Annotated in this window: 13 protein-coding genes; 5 read left to right on the forward strand and 8 right to left on the reverse strand. The window is 41.5% G+C overall.

What is annotated here, in order from left to right:
- Positions 1-840 precede the first annotated feature (840 nt).
- Complete coding sequence (locus tag GJB62_RS01265) at positions 841-1,278, forward strand: CAAD domain-containing protein (protein ID WP_114080350.1); 438 nt, start codon at positions 841-843, stop codon at positions 1,276-1,278.
- 239 nt (positions 1,279-1,517) lie between these two features.
- On the opposite strand, the gene GJB62_RS01270 is transcribed toward GJB62_RS01265, so the two are convergent.
- Both GJB62_RS01270 and GJB62_RS01275 read right to left on the reverse strand, forming a co-directional pair.
- Positions 1,518-2,654, reverse strand: coding sequence for an S-layer homology domain-containing protein (locus GJB62_RS01270; RefSeq protein WP_114080095.1), 1,137 nt, complete (start codon positions 2,652-2,654; stop codon positions 1,518-1,520).
- Between the two features lie 101 nt (positions 2,655-2,755).
- Positions 2,756-3,526, reverse strand: coding sequence for a Uma2 family endonuclease (locus tag GJB62_RS01275; protein WP_114080094.1), 771 nt, complete (start codon positions 3,524-3,526; stop codon positions 2,756-2,758).
- A 435-nt stretch (positions 3,527-3,961) separates the two neighbouring features.
- Between GJB62_RS01275 and GJB62_RS01280 the strand changes: the two genes are divergently transcribed.
- The gene (locus tag GJB62_RS01280) at positions 3,962-5,320 is read left to right on the forward strand and encodes an ATP-binding protein (RefSeq protein WP_114080093.1); all 1,359 of its coding nucleotides are present in this window, start codon (positions 3,962-3,964) and stop codon (positions 5,318-5,320) included.
- A 178-nt stretch (positions 5,321-5,498) separates the two neighbouring features.
- Here the strand turns inward: GJB62_RS01280 and GJB62_RS01285 are convergent, their stop codons facing one another.
- From GJB62_RS01285 to GJB62_RS01295, 3 genes are all read right to left on the reverse strand, one after another.
- Positions 5,499-6,566 (reverse strand): ATP-binding protein, encoded by a 1,068-nt coding sequence (locus GJB62_RS01285; protein WP_114080092.1) that lies wholly within the window; start codon positions 6,564-6,566, stop codon positions 5,499-5,501.
- Between the two features lie 7 nt (positions 6,567-6,573).
- A complete protein-coding gene (locus GJB62_RS01290; protein WP_114080349.1) occupies positions 6,574-7,731 on the reverse strand; it encodes an FIST N-terminal domain-containing protein in 1,158 nt (385 codons plus the stop codon).
- A gap of 259 nt (positions 7,732-7,990) precedes the next feature.
- Complete coding sequence (locus tag GJB62_RS01295) at positions 7,991-9,487, reverse strand: glycosyl hydrolase family 57 (protein WP_114080091.1); 1,497 nt, start codon at positions 9,485-9,487, stop codon at positions 7,991-7,993.
- Between the two features lie 77 nt (positions 9,488-9,564).
- Here GJB62_RS01295 and GJB62_RS01300 point away from each other — a divergent pair, with 77 nt between their 5' ends.
- Positions 9,565-10,143 carry a hypothetical protein gene (locus tag GJB62_RS01300; protein ID WP_114080090.1) on the forward strand — a complete coding sequence of 193 codons (579 nt, stop codon included), beginning with the start codon at positions 9,565-9,567 and terminating at the stop codon, positions 10,141-10,143.
- 60 nt (positions 10,144-10,203) lie between these two features.
- On the opposite strand, the gene GJB62_RS01305 is transcribed toward GJB62_RS01300, so the two are convergent.
- Together GJB62_RS01305 and GJB62_RS01310 are read right to left on the reverse strand one after the other, a co-directional pair.
- Positions 10,204-11,076 (reverse strand): SDR family NAD(P)-dependent oxidoreductase, encoded by an 873-nt coding sequence (locus tag GJB62_RS01305; protein WP_114080089.1) that lies wholly within the window; start codon positions 11,074-11,076, stop codon positions 10,204-10,206.
- Between the two features lie 1,076 nt (positions 11,077-12,152).
- A complete protein-coding gene (locus tag GJB62_RS01310; protein WP_114080088.1) occupies positions 12,153-13,850 on the reverse strand; it encodes an alpha/beta hydrolase in 1,698 nt (565 codons plus the stop codon).
- A 195-nt stretch (positions 13,851-14,045) separates the two neighbouring features.
- On the opposite strand from GJB62_RS01310, the gene GJB62_RS01315 reads away from it, so the two are divergent.
- Complete coding sequence (locus GJB62_RS01315) at positions 14,046-14,735, forward strand: Uma2 family endonuclease (RefSeq protein ID WP_114080087.1); 690 nt, start codon at positions 14,046-14,048, stop codon at positions 14,733-14,735.
- Positions 14,736-15,019: 284 nt separating this feature from the next.
- Positions 15,020-16,411 carry a malic enzyme-like NAD(P)-binding protein gene (locus tag GJB62_RS01320; RefSeq protein WP_114080086.1) on the forward strand — a complete coding sequence of 464 codons (1,392 nt, stop codon included), beginning with the start codon at positions 15,020-15,022 and terminating at the stop codon, positions 16,409-16,411.
- A 243-nt stretch (positions 16,412-16,654) separates the two neighbouring features.
- Here GJB62_RS01320 and GJB62_RS01325 read toward each other — a convergent pair whose 3' ends face one another.
- Complete coding sequence (locus tag GJB62_RS01325) at positions 16,655-17,482, reverse strand: Rpn family recombination-promoting nuclease/putative transposase (RefSeq protein ID WP_114080085.1); 828 nt, start codon at positions 17,480-17,482, stop codon at positions 16,655-16,657.
- Positions 17,483-17,594 lie beyond the last annotated feature (112 nt).

Raw genomic sequence — 17,594 nt, forward strand, 5'->3', positions numbered from 1 at the left:
AGCAAATCATTGCTTAGTAGATAATTCGCATAACCTCATATCCTATGAGTTATTTTGATAGCAATGTTGCTAAGTACACTTACTGACAGTGAACCGAATTCACTTTTTTCAACAGTAACAAATAATTTCCCAAACTAAAGACCTGTCTGAGACCGTCTTCTCCTTACCACAATACTTTCCTCAATATACAGCTGATAGCAATTAGTTCTTGCCATCAGGTAAGCCATTAGTCTACCTTACTGCTTCCTTATAAAATTAATACAATCAGGAAAAAAACAAAAGGTTTGATTATGGGGCATGGGGCATTAGGTTATTTCTGCCTCATCCCCAATTACCAGCACGCCTATCATAAAATAGGTTGAAAGTCTAGTCGATGTGAATACACAAAAACTTTTATTACGTATTAATATCAATACGAATGCGTTAATTGACGAACCCGGCTTAAGATAGCTTTAATATTGGCTAAAATCGGCTTTTAGGCTTATATAAATGAGAGGTGGGCTGATTTTGCCTGATTTGTACTTAGATTTAGTACGATTATGAACAAATGACACGGAATGGGATAATCACAACCAGAGGATTCCAGTTGATTTAGAAAAGAACTCAGAAGGACGATTATAATACATCCTACTCCCTTCTGAATTCTATCCTCCTACTGACTGTCTACCTTGTAGTTGATGCAGTAGATATTACGGGGCAATTATAGTTAAAGGACACTAAAACCCTTTTGTGCCCTTTAACCAATTGTACTGATGCACTTGTGCATTACCTAACCAACAGCCTTTTGGTTGCAATTATCCAGATTAGAAAAACTCAACTGTCAAATTAATGGGAGTGAAAATGCCAGAACAAGAATTTACTGAAACCGCATCCAAAGAGACTACAGTGGCAGAGATCAACACCCAAACGGGAACCATCACAAAACTCCAGCCTCCCGCACAGTCTCAAGATGAGTGGCTAAAATACGGGGAGCAAGTTTCTACATTTTTAGCAACATTGCCAGAATATGTGGGAGGCTTCTTTAATGAATATAAGCAACCCCTAGTAACAGTTGGTTTAATTGTGGGATCAATTGTTGGTGTTAAAGTACTCTTGGCAATATTAGATGCTTTGAATGATATCCCTTTAGTAGCACCTACTTTTGAGTTGATAGGGATTGGTTACTCTGCCTGGTTTGTTTACCGCTATTTACTCAAAGCCTCAACTAGGAAAGAGTTAACTAGTGAAATCACCACTCTGAAATCACAAGTGGTTGGTAAACAAATTCCAGAAGCTTGATATCTAATTATCGCTTCTCTATGAGACGTACCCCTGTATAAGAATACGCTCTAATTCCAAATCACCGAAGTCTGAATGCCGGAAGTCGGCGTTCAGACTTCTCTTAAAATTCCCTGCCAAGTTTATTAACAATTCGCAATTCGTGATTACGTTATAGATGAGAATTTAGACCTGACCCATAACGCTACTATCCCTAGAGGTAGCTGACTGTGACTCTTAGTTTAATTACGAATTACGAATTATCGTTGAGACGAGCCTCCTGTCGACAATTTAACCTTGGGAGTGCGCGAAGTTTCTGGAGATGCACTGGGCAATCGCACTATACTTGGAGATGAAATTGCCTCCAATTTGCCCCGTTTTACTAAAGCTTGATGAATCATCGCCGCCACTTCAGCCCGACTAGCTACTTTGTTGGGAGCAAGAATTTGTGGGTTTGGATAGTTAACTACCAGACCATTGGTTGTAGCAGCAGCTATTTTGCTAATAGCATAAGGTGGAATATCTTTAGCATCTTTATAGACAGTTAAAATCTGATTTGGCGAAGTGGGCGCTTTCAAATTCAACCCGCTAACAAGGGCAACCAAAACTTGCACTCGTGAAATATTTTGTTGTGGTTTGAAGGTTTTTTTCGGATAACCTTTGAGAAATCCGGCATTGATGGCTTGGTCAATTGCTGGAGTTGCCCAGAATTTTGTTGGTACATCTTCAAATGCGATCGCAGTCTTAGACGGTTCTTGGTCAAAGGCTTTTTGTACAATCGCAGCAAATTCAGCGCGGTTTACAGGCTGATTTGGTCTAAAAGAATAATCAGGAAATCCTTTGAGAATACTACGAGAAGAAAGAACATCTATAAAACGCCGACCCCAAAAGTTAGTGGGCACATCGTTAAATGCAATTGGCGGCGGAATAATAGATTTTTGTTTTGCTGGAGTTACTAAAGGTAGCGCTGATGATTTAAGTGATGACTCAAGTACTGCTGAAGAGGGTACAGGTGTCTGTAGTTGTGGGGGTTGAGTCGGAATTACCTGAGCAGATGGTAACACTGCACGGGAAGGGGCGCTGTTAGTTGGCAATGAAGGTGTCTTGGGTTCAACAACAGCCTCCGGTGGAGAATAGGGCAAAACTGTCTTAGGGACTAAATTTGGTTCTACCTTGGGATTAAGGGAGGGCAATACTTGATTTGGTTGAACACTAGGCGAAGGAGTGGAAGAAGCCGACAGCAGCCCGTTGAAGTTCCAGCTAGAATCTCTGCGGGACAATGACCAAAAAAGAATCGCTCCGATAGTGGTGAAGGCAACCAGAATGGCTATAAATTCATCAAAGCCAAGGGCAGTTCTTTGGGATGACTCCGGTTCGGAAGGAGGTTTATTTGTCATCGTGATTACCCTGGTAGCAGTAAAATTTGTGTCTAAACAAATTAAGCCACAGATGACTCTTTTACACCAGCCCTTTTTAATTCGTAATTCTTAGTAAAATATCAGGCTTCTGGTTCAATGCCGAGCGATCGCAATTGGGCAGCTAGGCGATCGGCTCTTTGGCGTTCCTGTTCCGCTCTTTGGGATTCTTGTTCTGCCCTTTGGGATTCTTGTTCGGCTCTTTCATCGCCATTCAACAACAAATTACCTTGTAAATCCCACCAACGCAGCCAGGGTAATTCCACATTCTGATAAACTCCTAGCCATAAACCCAATTCAACACCCAAAGCAACAATGGGATAATGTCCTCGTTCATTTGCTGGTAAAATCTGATACTGTCCTTCAATCAGATGATAAACTTCTAGGTTGGCTTTACTCGCTTCATAAATGCCGTAGAAGGGAGGACGAATGACTTGCTCATAAATCCAAAATTTACCCTTCAAAGGAGTTTGATCCCGTTCTTCACTACCGTCCCCAGAGACAAATTCTAAAACAATCAACGGGGCAATAAACTCTCGCCACAACACATAAGAACGTCGCGTTTGCCCATTGAGCAAAAATGGTACATTCGGTACATAAAACCAATCTGGTGCTTCTGCGCCTTTTTCCGGGGGATCGGTTAAACGCCAGTAAATGCCTAAGTCTTGCCCTATACAGTATTCACCTTCAGGATTTAATTGTTTAAGGATAGGTGTAATAGAGTCAGTTAGTAGGATGCTTTGGGGATGCTCTTGCCAATTTTTCACAAACGTACCATCGGACTCAGGAAGTTGAGTATGATCCGGGAAGGGGAAAGGAGTGAGGGCGTTGGGTGGATTGCTTACAGAGGTCATAACGCTACCTTTGCACTCTTCGTAAAGATTATTTTTAGTTTAGCTTGCGTAGGCGTAGCCCGTCGTAGACATCGCTCTCTAAATATTCACCACCAAGATTTTGAAGGAGGCAGGAGGCAGTTTTTCTCTAAATTGCTTTCATTAATAAATCGCACGCCAATTACTTCTAGTAGTCTGCCAACCCAAAAATGCTGCGTGATGCCTGGGGAAAGGGTAAGGGGTAAGGGGTAAGGGATTTGAAACCTTTCCCCCTTCCCCTTTACCCTTTACCCCGCCAAGTTCACTTGGCGAACTACTAGTCACCTGAGAACAATCTTCACCCTGATATACCACTAGTCTTATTAGATACCTAAACCAAAACCTGATTTCGAGGGTGGCAGAATGTAAAATATTAACTTATTGTTTACCCAATCTTTGTAAAAATCAGGGTGTCTAGTGTCAGAAGAATTTAGTTGCCAAATCTCACTGCCATTTTTGTCTCTTGGTAGCGATCGCGATCTGGGTTTAGATTCAACCCTCCAAGAACTACCAATGTACAACTTCCCGGTGGAAATCAATCACACTGGGATGGAAGTGGCTAATTTTTTAGAAAAATATCCCCTGCTACCAGGAGTAGTTTTGGTAGAACAGGGAAAGTTCATTGGGATGATTTCGCGGCGGCGGCTGCTGGAATTTTTGATCCGTCCTTATGGACAAGAGTTGTTGGTTCAGCAACCATTAGCCGTTCTCTACAGCTATGCGCGGATACCGATGTTGCTGCTTGCTGATACAACATCGATTTTAACAGCGATGCAACTTAGCTTAAAGCGATCGCCAGAATTATTAGCAGAACCAATTGTAGTACACACAGAATCTGGGGCTTATAGATTGTTAGATGTCCAAGAATTGAATATTATTTCTTGGCAAATTCGAGGAATCGACAATCTAGTGCGCTATGAACGCAGCCAAGCTCAAATGATTCAAAATGATAAAATGGCAAATCTGGGACGTTTGGTAGACGGCGTAGCGCACGAAATTTTAGACCCAGTGGGTTTTATTTGGGGGAATATAACTTATGTTTCCACCTACAGTCAAGATTTACTCAAGCTAATAGCTGCTTACGATCAAGAGTTACCATCAGTTTCCCAGGCAATTAATCAAATTAAAGAAGATATTGAATTTGATTTTTTAGAACAAGATTTGTCGCGATCGCTTGCGAGTATCCGTACTGGTGCGGAAAGATTAAAAAAGCTTGTTACTAGTTTACAAAACTTTTGCCATATCGATGAACTTTATCCAAAGCCAGTAGATTTACACGCTAGTATAGATACTATTATTTTATTAATTAATAGCCGTCTTCAAGGGGAAATTGAAATAGTTAAATACTACGGTCAGCTACCCCCAGTTTATTGCTTTATAGGGCAGCTAAACCAGGTTTTGATGAACATTTTCAGTGAAGTTGTAGATATTTTACTCAATGAAGCAGTTAGGCAACAGTTGCATTTAGAAGATAAAAATACTGTTCAAAAACCTCGAATTGAGATTACTACGCAAGTAATTTCGCAAGAAGCAAGCAATCCAAATGCACCAGATTCTCGTTGGGTATTAATTCGCATTGCTGACAATGGCCCTGGAATGTCTCAAGAATTGCAACAGCAAATTATGGAGTCTTTTTCTCTGGAAACAAAGAATAGTAAAAATACTAGTTTAGCAGTAAGTTATCGAATCATAACTGTGAGGCATGGTGGTAAATTAAATTTCCATTCACAGATTGGTATAGGTACAAAATTTGAAATTTTATTACCTTTACTTTGATTGATTCAAAATCATGAATTTTAACTCATCCTACGGTTACGAAAACCCCCCTTATTTGATCCACATTCCCGCATTTGCAATGCTCGTAAACTCGCTAATGCCTCACTATCATTTTCATAAAAAGCCGTAGAGAAACCGAAGTCATTATTACCAATCACCAATCACCAATGACAAATGACTAAACTTGTTGCTGGATAGGAATTTGAACTACAAACTCCGTTCCTTTTCCAAGTGTAGAAAAAAATTCTAACTTGCCGCCATGTTTTTCGGTGATAATTTGATAGCTGATAGCCATTCCCATTCCTGTGCCCTTACCGACAGGTTTTGTTGTAAAGAAGGGGTTGAAAATCTTTTTTTGAATCGATTCGGGAATCCCAGATCCATTGTCAGCGATCGCAATTTTTACCCATTGCGAATCAACGACAGAGGTACGAATCGTAATGGCACTGGGATTATCGCGGATTTCTCGATAAGTTCGTTTAGCATTGAATTCTTCGAGAGCATCGAGCGCATTTACTAGAATGTTCATAAATACCTGGTTGATCTGTCCGGCGCAGCATTCTACATGAGATAAATTACCGTAGTCTTTGATGATCTGAATGACTGGGCTTTTGTCAGTGGCTTTAAGGCGGTGTTGCAAAATCATCAAAGTATTGTCGATGCCTTCATGAACATCTACGGCTTTGAACTCACTTTCATCTAAGCGTGAGAAGTTACGTAGTGACAGCACAATCTCTCGAATCCGCTCTGTCCCGATATTCATTGAATGCAATACCATAATCGCGTCTTTTTCTAGAAACTCTAAATCGATGGTTTTGCGTTCGGTTTGAATTTCAGTAGGTGGGTTGGGGAAATAACGGTGATAAAGCTGGACAAGTCGCAGTAAGTCATGAATATATTGGCTAATGTAGCTGAGATTTCCGTAAATAAAGCTAACGGGATTGTTGATTTCATGAGCAATCCCTGCCACCATTTGACCCAGGGCAGACATCTTTTCGCTTTGAATCATTTGAGCTTGCATTTGATGCAAACTATCTAACGTATTTTCTAACTCTTGGCCTCTGTGCTGCAAATCTGTGCGCGAATCTTCTAACTCACAAATGACTTTCTTGAGTAAAAATTCCTTTGTGCAAATGTCAGTTTCTAGCTGGCGGCGTTCAGATTCGCAGCGTTCCAGCTTTTTCCGCAAGATACGGTTTGTCTTTTCTAACTCTTGCATCTGTATGGAATTGTCTTGGTTATCCATACACAACTCATTTTGTTCCTATTAACAGTGTGACAAAGGTTTTGTTATGAATTTGCGTTTGGCCTCCACTCGCTATAGGAGCAATTTCACCATAAGCATAGAAACCACAACAAGGCAATGCGTATGGTAAATGAGTTTTGACAAGCTGATACTCCTCTCTGGTCAGAGTTCCCAGAATTCGCCGACGGGCTGCACAGGAAATCAGCAACGCTGCTGTTGGTTCTAAACCAGGATAATCGGCAAGAGCATTTTTCAAAGATGTCTCAGAGGCTAACAAAATATTGTCACGAGTTGCATCAGTGATTTGTACAACGGCCTGTTCAGGAATATCTAAAAAAAACTTCACGCTACCAGACTGTTGATCGTAGCCATTGGGTGCGCGTAAATAGAAATGATTTTGATCCTCAAAAACTGCTAGAGCATAGATGGCATAATTGGATGCAAATCTTTCTTCACCAAGATAATGCTGATAGAAATCTAAGGCACGCTGTCCATCAATTTCATAGACTACGTTTCCATCCACTTTAGTTACACGGCTACGTTGACTAATGGGAGTCCAACCACAGGCAACTCCGTGAGAAAATAGTAGTTTTCCAGAGAATAGCAGCACTGGAATTGAATCACTCAATACCTCACCCTGGAAGAATTGGTAGGTTTTGTCAAAGGTATAGTCATCGGCAGTCATTCCCCCAATGATGGGAATATGCTCTCCGAGGCTTTGTTTTAAAGCTTCTAAAATTAAAACCCCATTGCTGGTTAGACTATCCGGGAAAGTAAGGCACAATTGTGGTACTGATGCACTCTTTGCCTTAGCTTGGGCGATCGCTTCTTGGGCTGCAAGGGCTGGATTTTTGGATGCTCCTCGTCCAATACCTGCACAAATTTCCACTTCATCGCTAGCAAACAGCATTAAGGTCAGAGAATCTTGCTGAAACTCCAGAATTGAAGAGATTTCTCCATTTGTAGTTCCACCAATCAACTCAATTCCGGGGAAAGCGTCTTGGATGCGCTGTAAAATTAACACATGGTCAAAGTCTATAGCAGTAAATAAAATTCCAGCTTGAGGAAGGGAATCGGCAAGAGAACAGCTACATTCTTGAATAACTTCAGCGATCGCATTTTGAGAATCAGGATCGTCGCTATGGCCAACAACAACTCGAAACACAACTACCTCATTGTAAGTTTTAACCCCAGGTAGCTCATCCAATTTGGATCTCAGCACCCAGCAACCTACACTTAGATTTCCCACTTACTTGAACTAAATCTCAATTCACCTGACTTTTTATCGAAACAGAATTCAGAATTCAGGAGTCAGAATTCAGTAAGACTTACACACACTCTACGAATTCTTGTCATCTTTCTCTACGAGACGCTGCACGTAACGTCTCGCAGAAAAGTCTTGATTCAGACTCCTAAGTTCTTCTTCAATTCATCTGCAATAAGTTTTCGCCACGTTGGTAAATTTCCCGTGCGTGATCAGTCCAAGCACCTTGTCCCCAATAACGAAAACAACTGGTTTGCAGCAAAAGGTTGTGTAGTAGAAGGTTACGATAGTGAGATTGTCTGGTAACAGGTTCTGTTGAATTAAGTTGCTGTAATTGATCAAATTTTTGATGGAATGAACTACTTAATTGATACATAGGAGACAACACATTCTCATATCCTTTCACCCAACTGATATGATTTGTCCATGAGGCTCCATCTAGATGAAAATTAGAGTTTATTTGCTTTAATTCTTGAATCGCATTTTCTACAGCTTCGGGTTGGCAATTATCTGGTGAAACTCTCTCCCAAATCTGATGTTGTCCCACTGGCTGACAAGTTGGATAATCTTCAGGTTTGCATCCAGCAGCTTCGATAAATTCTAAATATTCTGTACCACACATTCCAACAACACCTGATTTTCCTCCCCCATTATTGACCATATCCCGCCAAGCTTGTTTAAAAGCACTAGGAAATTCATTCATCATCACACCGCCGTTCTCACCATCTCCAATTTGGCTAACTATTGGTGGCACAAAAACACTACCAATTTGTTGTTTGGATAAAGTTTTAGCTTCATAATAAGGCTGCATTTGTGCAACTAATTTAGTATCCGAACCTTGAGTTTTAATTAAGGCTGTGATGCTAATAGTTTCGCCTTGAGAATTGCGGGCAATCAGACGATGTGGTAAATGTTTATGAGTCAGAGATTGACCAGTAAGAGTTTCTACAGAATGTTCTTGAACGAGTAGCCAGCGATATCCACACTCTTTCAGCGCTTTCACAAATTCAAAGAGAGCATCAGGGTGATTGGGGAGGTGCATTTCTGGAGGCGAAAAGCCTTTGACTCGTGCTAGTGCTTCCCAGCCAAAAATTGCTGCAAAGTGATGTTGCCATGCAACGATATGTAATTTAATATCTGCTATGGGTGTGGAAGGAATAACTGCATGACCCCACATTGTACCCAGCCATTCTACATAAGGTTGATAGTTGCGATCGCAAGTGATCCGTTTGAGGTTATCGAGAACATCACCGCGTCCCATTTGCCGCAATCCCCACAAAAGATTACCTGAGTAATCCAACATCACACGGGGATTGCAACCTTGACTTACAAGTTCGGGGATCAAGTCTCCCATACGGCTGTAACAATATGCAAAAGGATCTGCATTATGGTTATCCCCCTCGTTGGGATGTTCAAACATATATTGCAGATTGCTGATCAGTGTACCGCCATTTCCAGCAGGTATAGTTGGCTGGTGCATGTGTAAGGCGATCGCAAACACAGCATTTACGTCTTCTAAGCGGATATTTGTTGTTGGTAAAAATACTGGTTGATCGTGGTTAACTACAGAGAGAACCTCTGTTTCCCAACCAGAAATATTCGGCAAGCCATCAATGATTTCGGGCAAACTGCTGAGAGTAGTAGGGAAGGAAAGCATTTCTGGTTGCTCCAATATGAGTTATATCTAGAAAACTTGCGTTTGTATTTAATAATACTTAACTCAGCGTATATACAATGAATACTCCAAGTCACGCTATTCTCAACTTGCTGATTTTCAATCAACAATTGCGAACTCAGGCAAGTCCGGCAATTATCATCGGCGCAGTCTTACCAGATATTCCCATCTTTGTGTTCTACTTTTTAATGAAGTTTGTTTACCATCTGCCGACACGCCAGATTTGGTCAGAAGTCTATTATCAACCTTTTTGGCAAGCTATTGTCAGTACGTTTCATTCAATTCCACTAGCGCTGCTTGGAATATTGATTGCCCATATCTGTAGTTGGCAGTTGATTGAAGTTGGCTTTGCCAGTATGGTGCTACATTCTCTTTTAGATTTCCCAGTCCATAACAACGACGCTCACCGACATTTCTTTCCCTTCAGTAATTATCGTTTTATTAGCCCTGTTTCTTATTGGGACTCAAATCATTATGGCGCGATCGCAGCTTTGGTAGAAATCCTCTTAGTTCTAGGGGCAACTATTTATCTATTTCCTTCCACACGAACCTACTGGGGTAAAGGACTGCTAATTGCAGTCAATCTGTTTTATACGATCGGGTATTTCCGTTTTTACCTTTCAGCTAAAGGCAATTGACCCCAGTAGGATAAGCGATGCACTAAAAAATTTAGGACTTATGTGCAGACACGCGAGAAATCATGTTCTTGACAAGAACAAATCACCGAAACGATGGATTCTCGTCAAAAAATTCAGTTTCGGGATCAGCTTGTTGAGTCTTTCAGCAGGCTGTTGTTTTCTTGGCGCTGGCGGAGTTGCGATTCGTAAAATTAGCTCTAAGAACCAAGGGGCAAGGCGTTGACACAATACGGCTAAATGACTCTGCCACCCGACTAGAATTTCTGGTGAATCATTTTGCATACCAGCGACGAGTGCTTTGGCTACTTGCTGCGGAGTCATGGGGATCACCCAGCGAAATAATTTTAAGTCGCGCACCATGTCTGTGTCTGTGAGGGTAGGCAGTAATGCAATCACTCGGATATTGTGTTCAGCTAGTTCTTGGCGCAAGGCTTGGGTGAATCCTAAGATGGCAAACTTGGTAGCTGAGTAAGTCGCCATCGTCGGTGCAGCCACCTTCCCCATCAGACTCGATACATTGACGATTGTCCCTTGCCGTTGGCTGACCATACGTCGAGCAATCAGACTCGTGAGGTTGTACATCCCTAACAAGTTCACAGAAATTTCTTCTTGAACTTGAGGCATCTTAGATTGCAAAAACGAGCTTTGGTATGCGACACCCGCACAATTAACCAGCAGGTGAATCTGTCCGAAATTGCGCCACAGTTGGGCAACAGCGATATTTACTTCAATAGTCTGAGTCAAATCTAATGGCACGATCGCAGTTTCGGTTCCCATCGCCTCGATTTCGTTAGCTACCTCAACTAACTTTTGGCGATCCCGTGCTACTAATATCAGTCGCTTGATGCCAACTTGCGCTAGCTCAAGAGCGATCGCTCGTCCAATCCCACGCGAAGCCCCTGTAATCAGAGCAACTTTACCTTGAATCTCCATTGGTTTTATCCTCCAAAATCTAAGTCTTACCAACCTCTTCGTTATTGCCGATATACACAATCAAGAGTTACCAAAAAGGGGAAAAGGGGAAAGGGTAAGGGGGAAAGCATAAAGAACTTTTCCCCACAAGAGACTTCTTGGCATTTGTGGGGAAGGGGTAAAGGGTAAGGGGAAATTTCATCCCTTTCCCCTTTACCCTTTAACCTTTCCCCCTTTCCCTTTCTTCATTTGCTTGTCGGCATCAAGTAAGACAAATAATCTATTGCAATTGAAATCAAACTGAAATTAAGCCTTTGGTAACGAGATATTTCTTGGTTAATCTGCAATCCCTCATAATTGTCTATACGAGGCAGAAATTTCTCGTTGTTAACCCGTCAAAGCCTAACACACTTGGCTGAATGGCTATAGCTCATAGATTTTATTTCTCCTAGATCAGAGCGTTCATCAGCATCGTTGTCATACACACGTTAGCAATTAAATCAAGGTATTGCAATATTCTTTAATAAGGATTTCTTAATTCTTCTTAACGACAAGCATATATATATAAAATATTTTATTAAATAAGTTTTTATAAATCCCTCAGTAGAAATATCTCACTTTCCTGACAAATAGGCTTTTTTTAGGCAATTCTTATATCTAATTCATCTGTTAGGAACAAAAAAGACATATAGAATTTGAGTTTATGCTTGCAATAGTTAGAGTTACTGATTAACGCGCAGATTTCCATCAGCATATTTACTGATTTATTGAAAACAAAGGCTTCTGAGGTTGTATTTTTTAAAAAAATATAAGAGGGTTAATACATCATTTTTAATGGAAATTACAACAGCGTTTTATCTGCTAAAACTTTAGTGTAAATAGTAATTTATTTGGCTTTACCTTTGAGTTTGTCAAAGTAATCTTTGAGACTTGTCGTGTTGCTAATTTAAATCATTCCTGAATAATAAGATCCCCAACTTCTGGCAGAAGGTGGGGATCTTGCTGTAAGTTCTAATATTCTGCCTTCCACCGCACCCACGTATATTTACGTAATCCTATTTTCTCCCCTGCTCTTTTCACGATGCTCCCTTTCATAACTAACGCGGGGTAGGTTGAGGATTTGATAGTTTGCCTGACTGGGGAATTGACGCACTCCAGATTTGATTAAATTGAGCTACTGATAAAGACTGTAAAATACTTAGATTAAGCGGCTCTTTGCTGATAAATGTGGCATAAGATGGCTGCAAATAGGAACGGTATTCAGGGCGGTTGAGGAGATGGGTTTCCATAAAAGCGACGCTGAGGGCATTGAGATAGGAATAAACAGCATCACGATCGGGGCCCAGTAAGGCAGGTGGCACAGGTAAGATATCATTTTCAGGAGTAGGTTCTGCGATCGCTGAAAAGTGGGTGGCGTTTTCAATCAAAGCCAGGTACTTATTGGGATCAGAAAGCCAGGTGAAGGGGCGAATTTGCTCAAATACAGGTGGGGCAAAAATATCTTGACTACCTGCTATCAGCATTACAGGCATTTTAATTTGACTGATTCCGCTCTCACCCAAAACTAAGCTGTCAATGGGATTAATCGCCATGATTGCCTTGATGCGATCGTCTTTGAGTTCATAATTTTTTTGGGGTAACTTAGTTGCTTCACACTGCAACAACAGCGACAAATTAAAGGATGAATAATTGGGATTACATTCTTGGCGCAGTTGCTCAAAGTTAATCGTTGCTCCTGCTAGAGTCAAAACAGTATAACCACCAAAAGACTGACCAATCGCCCCAACTTGCTGAAAATTGAGTTTTCCGTGGAGAGTGGGATCAGATTTTTCTAGACGCTGGAGTTCATCGAGGAGATACTTTATATCCAAAGGTCGATTGATAAATTCCTCTGGTTCTGGTGGACTTGCTAAACCCGCAAAGTATTGCTGAAAACGTTTGGCATTACTACCAGGGTGTTCTAGTACAGCAACAGCAAAACCATAAGATGCTAGATGTTCTGCCAGGTAGACAAAGGTAGAGCGGTCTGAAGCAAGACCATGAGAAATGACAATCAGGGGAAAGGGAGGAGACGGAGAATTCTGATCTGTGGGTTCTGAGTTTTGAGTTGTAGGTAAATAGATATCTATCGGTAGACGGCGTGAGCGAGAAATGTCATTTAACTCCAGGCTTTTTTTCAGCCAACGGAATTTTCCTGGCGATCGCAAATCTGGTTGTTTTGAGAAGTCAACAGTTGAATTGGCTGCTTGAGCGATCGCTTCTTTTTGAAGAGAAGCTACAACTTCATCCTTTTTCTTGAGCAATTGTGACAAGTCATCAACTATCCTTAACCCCTCTGTGAAATTCACCCGCACAGTATTGCTAGGAAATTTCCGCAGCAAATTCACCACTGTTAAACCCTCGCGATCGGCAGCAGCCAAAATCAAAGAGGCGCGTATGGCATAGAAGCCATTCTGTCGAGACTCAGTGAGGAGTAATTTTCCTAGTTGTTGCACTACTTCCTCGCCGATGGGTGAGTAAGTGACTTGAGATACTAAAGTAGGAGTGATATTGAACCTTTGCTGGAGCAGATCCCGCAGTTGAGCGAGTTGTTGAGGAGTAGCACGGCTAGCATAAAATGAAAAATCTTGATCGATTTTCCCAACTTTCGCAAAAGTTTCTAGCGAGTCCACCGACAACGAGAATTCGCCGAAGGGAGGATAAAAAAAGCTAATGCGTTCAGCTGCCAATCCGGGAGTAGAAGTCAAAAAGGTAGATAGCAAACCTAAACCCAGGTATCTCAGAAATTTTTTCATTAGAAAAACCCACTGCCTAACCCTGCCAAACAAGTTTGGACAGGATATATTCCCTAGAATTATCCAATTCTAGTATAGACAGTTACATTAAGAAACTTCTTGTCTGCGTAGACGTACTCTTGGCGGCTTCTCGAAAACATGAGGCTTCACTATGTTAGATTCAAGCTACAACTCCTGTGAATGAGGAATCAGGTAATGGCGGCTTCTGTAGAACATGGCTTAAATAATAGCGCTTCCATCCCTCCCTTAGAAAGTGGCGATCGCTTAACCCGCTACGAATTCGAGCGTCGTTATACAGCAATGCCTAATAAAAAAGCAGAATTAATCGAAGGAGTCGTCTACGTGGCATCACCACTGCGTTTTAGAAGTCATGGTTTACCTCATGGAAACTTAATTATCTGGTTAGGGAATTACAAAGTTTCTACCCCAGGCGTAGAACTAGGCGATAATGCTACCGTGCGCTTAGATTTAGACAATGAACCACAGCCTGATGTTTTGCTGTTGATAGATAAACCAGCCAGAGGACAGGCATATATCAGTAAGGATGATTATATAGAAGGCGCACCGGAATTAGTAGCAGAAGTGGCAGCGAGTAGTGCATCTATTGATTTGTACGACAAAAAACGCGCCTACCGTCGCAATGGAGTGCAAGAATATATCGTCTGGCAGACTTTAGAGAATAAACTCGACTGGTTCTGTTTGCAAAATGGTGAATATTTGCCACTTGTAGCAGATGCAGATGGTGTAATTAAAAGTAGGATATTTCCAGGCTTGTGGTTAGCTGTTACATCGTTAATTACAGGGGATATGACGAAAGTTTTAGCAGTGCTGCAACAAGGGTTAAATTCACAAGAACACGCGGAGTTTGTTGAGTGTTTAGCTTAGAAATGCTGAAACTATGTATTAAATAATACAAATATTTGTATAGATAAAATATTAAAAAATATCTAGTGTATTTGGGTACAATTACTAAATTGTGACTCATTCATATTAGTAAATGCATTGGTATCAATAAAAATAATTATCAAAATCGCAAACAGTCAAGAAACTAACTACTGAAGCTGATCCCAAGAGTTTACATTCATGATGTTTGTACTGACTACAAATCTCAGATTTTAGTTTTCGTCTCAATTCAATATAAAATCTAAAACTTAAAATCCAAAATCAACATGGCAACCCTAACTCCTAATTCTAGTTTTAGTTTGACACTGCGCTTGCAGATTCCCAATCGTGTAGGGATGTTAGCGTCAGTAACCCAGGCGATCGCAACCACTGGCGGCAATCTCGGTCAAATTGATTTAATCGAGCAAACCCGCAAAGAGTCCACCCGCGATATTACCGTTGATGCTGCTAGTACCGAACATGCTGAAACCATTGTGCAAGCAGTGAAAGCATTACCAGATATCAAGTTACTCAGTGTCTACGATCGCACCTTTAATTTGCATCGCGGTGGCAAAATCAGCATTACTAGCAGAATTCCTTTAAAGAGTGTATCCGACCTAGCAATGGCTTACACGCCTGGAGTCGGTCGAATTTGTACAGCGATCGCTCAAGATCCAGAGGAAGTTTACAAGTTAACCATCAAACAAAACACTGTTGCTATTGTTACCGATGGTAGTGCCGTTTTGGGATTGGGAAATCTTGGCCCAGCTGCTGCTCTGCCAGTCATGGAAGGCAAGGCAATGCTATTCAAGGAATTTGCGGGGCTAGATGCTTTTCCCATCTGTCTGGCTACCCAAGATACAGAAGAGATTATCCAGACAGTTAAGAATATCGCGCCAGTTTTTGGGGGTGTGAATTTAGAAGATATCGCTGCACCTCGCTGCTTTGAAATTGAAAAGAGATTGCGCGAAGAGTTAGATATCCCCGTTTTTCATGACGATCAGCATGGTACGGCCATTGTCACCTTAGCAGCCTTGTTTAACTCTCTAAAACTGGTAAATAAGGCAATGGCAGAAATCCGCATCGTGATTAACGGTGCTGGGGCGGCGGGAGTAGCGATCGCACGGTTACTCCGTAAAGCTGGGGCAGAAAAAATCTGGATGTGCGACTCTAAAGGGATTATCTCTACCAGTCGTGCCGATTTGACAGAAGAAAAACTCGAATTTGCCGTGAAAGCTCAAGGTACCTTAGCGGGTGCGATGCAAGGGGCAGATGTATTTATTGGAGTCAGCGCACCAGGAGTTTTGACACCAGAAATGGTGCATTCAATGGCGAAAGATCCAATTGTGTTTGCAATGGCAAATCCCATTCCAGAGATTCAGCCAGAATTAATTAGTAAAGATGTTGCTGTTATCGCCACCGGTCGCAGTGATTACCCCAATCAAATCAATAACGTCCTAGCTTTTCCTGGGGTATTCCGTGGTGCTTTAGATTGTCGAGCAAAGACAATTACCACCACAATGTATTTAGAAGCCGCAAATGCGATCGCTTCTTTAGTCAAGCCCTCAGATTTGGATCGGGAACATATTATTCCTTCAGTCTTTGATGAGCGAGTCGTCAATGCTGTTGCTGCTGCTGTACAACAAGCAGCGCGTCAAGAAGGTATCGCCCAGAATTAATTAAATTAAGTTTAAAACCCCCTCCAAATCTAGGATTTGGTGGTCTTCTCTACGAGACGCAAGCGCGAACAATCAGTCGGGGATTCAGACCCGCGACTGATAGCGCAGCGTAAAGCCTGCGGCATAGCTTCTCTACGAGACGCTATGCGTAGCTCGCTTCTCCGTAGGAGTACGCTTAGAGCGAGTCCGTGAGCGTCTTGATTCTGACTCCTGAATTCTGAATTCTGACTTCTGAATTCTTCTTCAAGATTTCGGTTGTACAGCTTGCCTAACAACTTCTTCGTCCAAACCTAACGCTTGGGCTATCTGTTCAATACTCAATCCTAACGCCCATAGCTGAGGTATTGTTTCTAGCTTGCCTTCTAGTTTCCCTTCTAGCTTTCCTTCTAACTTGCCTTCTTCTTTACCCTCTTCTTTACCCTCTTCAAAAACTTCTTGGTAAAATTTAGTTTGCTTTAACTCACTTAATCCGAACATTTTTCCCATCTCCTCCCGGCTCAAGCGCGGCAATTTGTAGATTAATATCGTTTCTATTAATTGTATAATTTCCCTCTGTTGGGCGGCATTGAGAATTTCTTTTCGGGCGCTGTTGACAATCTCTATAGCTTTCGTTGTCGCAGTTGATTCTGGTTCGATGATTAGTTTGACTGTCTCAATCCCGATTGATGATGTGGGAATTGAGCTTAACTCGTTTAGGTAAACGCAAGTCACTCGTTGTGAGTTCAGTAATTCTGCATATCTCTCTGTATCTCCAGTATCAACGCTGCGATTGGGGAAGATGACAACACCCCGCCAATTGTTAGTTAATTCAGTTTTGTCGAGATAATTAAAGATTTCGGCGAATAAACGGGAATAAATTTTTTTATCGAGTTGAAATTGCACCTCAGCAAAATAAATCGGTAATTCTGGAGTATCAGGTAAAAATACACCATCAATTCTAAATGCCAGTTGTTTGACTTCAACTGATGAAAATTGGTAAGCACTGGCTAGTGACGGCGGTTGGTTAATGAGTTCAAAGAAGGTGCTGGGTAAGCTTTGAAAGATGCGATAAAATATGCTGTCTGTTTTCAAGTCAGATGGTTTTGAAGTTGATAAGCATATTTTACAGTTTAGCAATCGCTCATCATGGATATGTCAGATTGAGGACTGGCGAAACACTCGTCCCCATTTGGTGATTGGATCA

The organism is Nostoc sp. ATCC 53789, assembly GCF_009873495.1.
Taxonomy (GTDB): Bacteria; Cyanobacteriota; Cyanobacteriia; order Cyanobacteriales; family Nostocaceae; genus Nostoc; species Nostoc muscorum_A.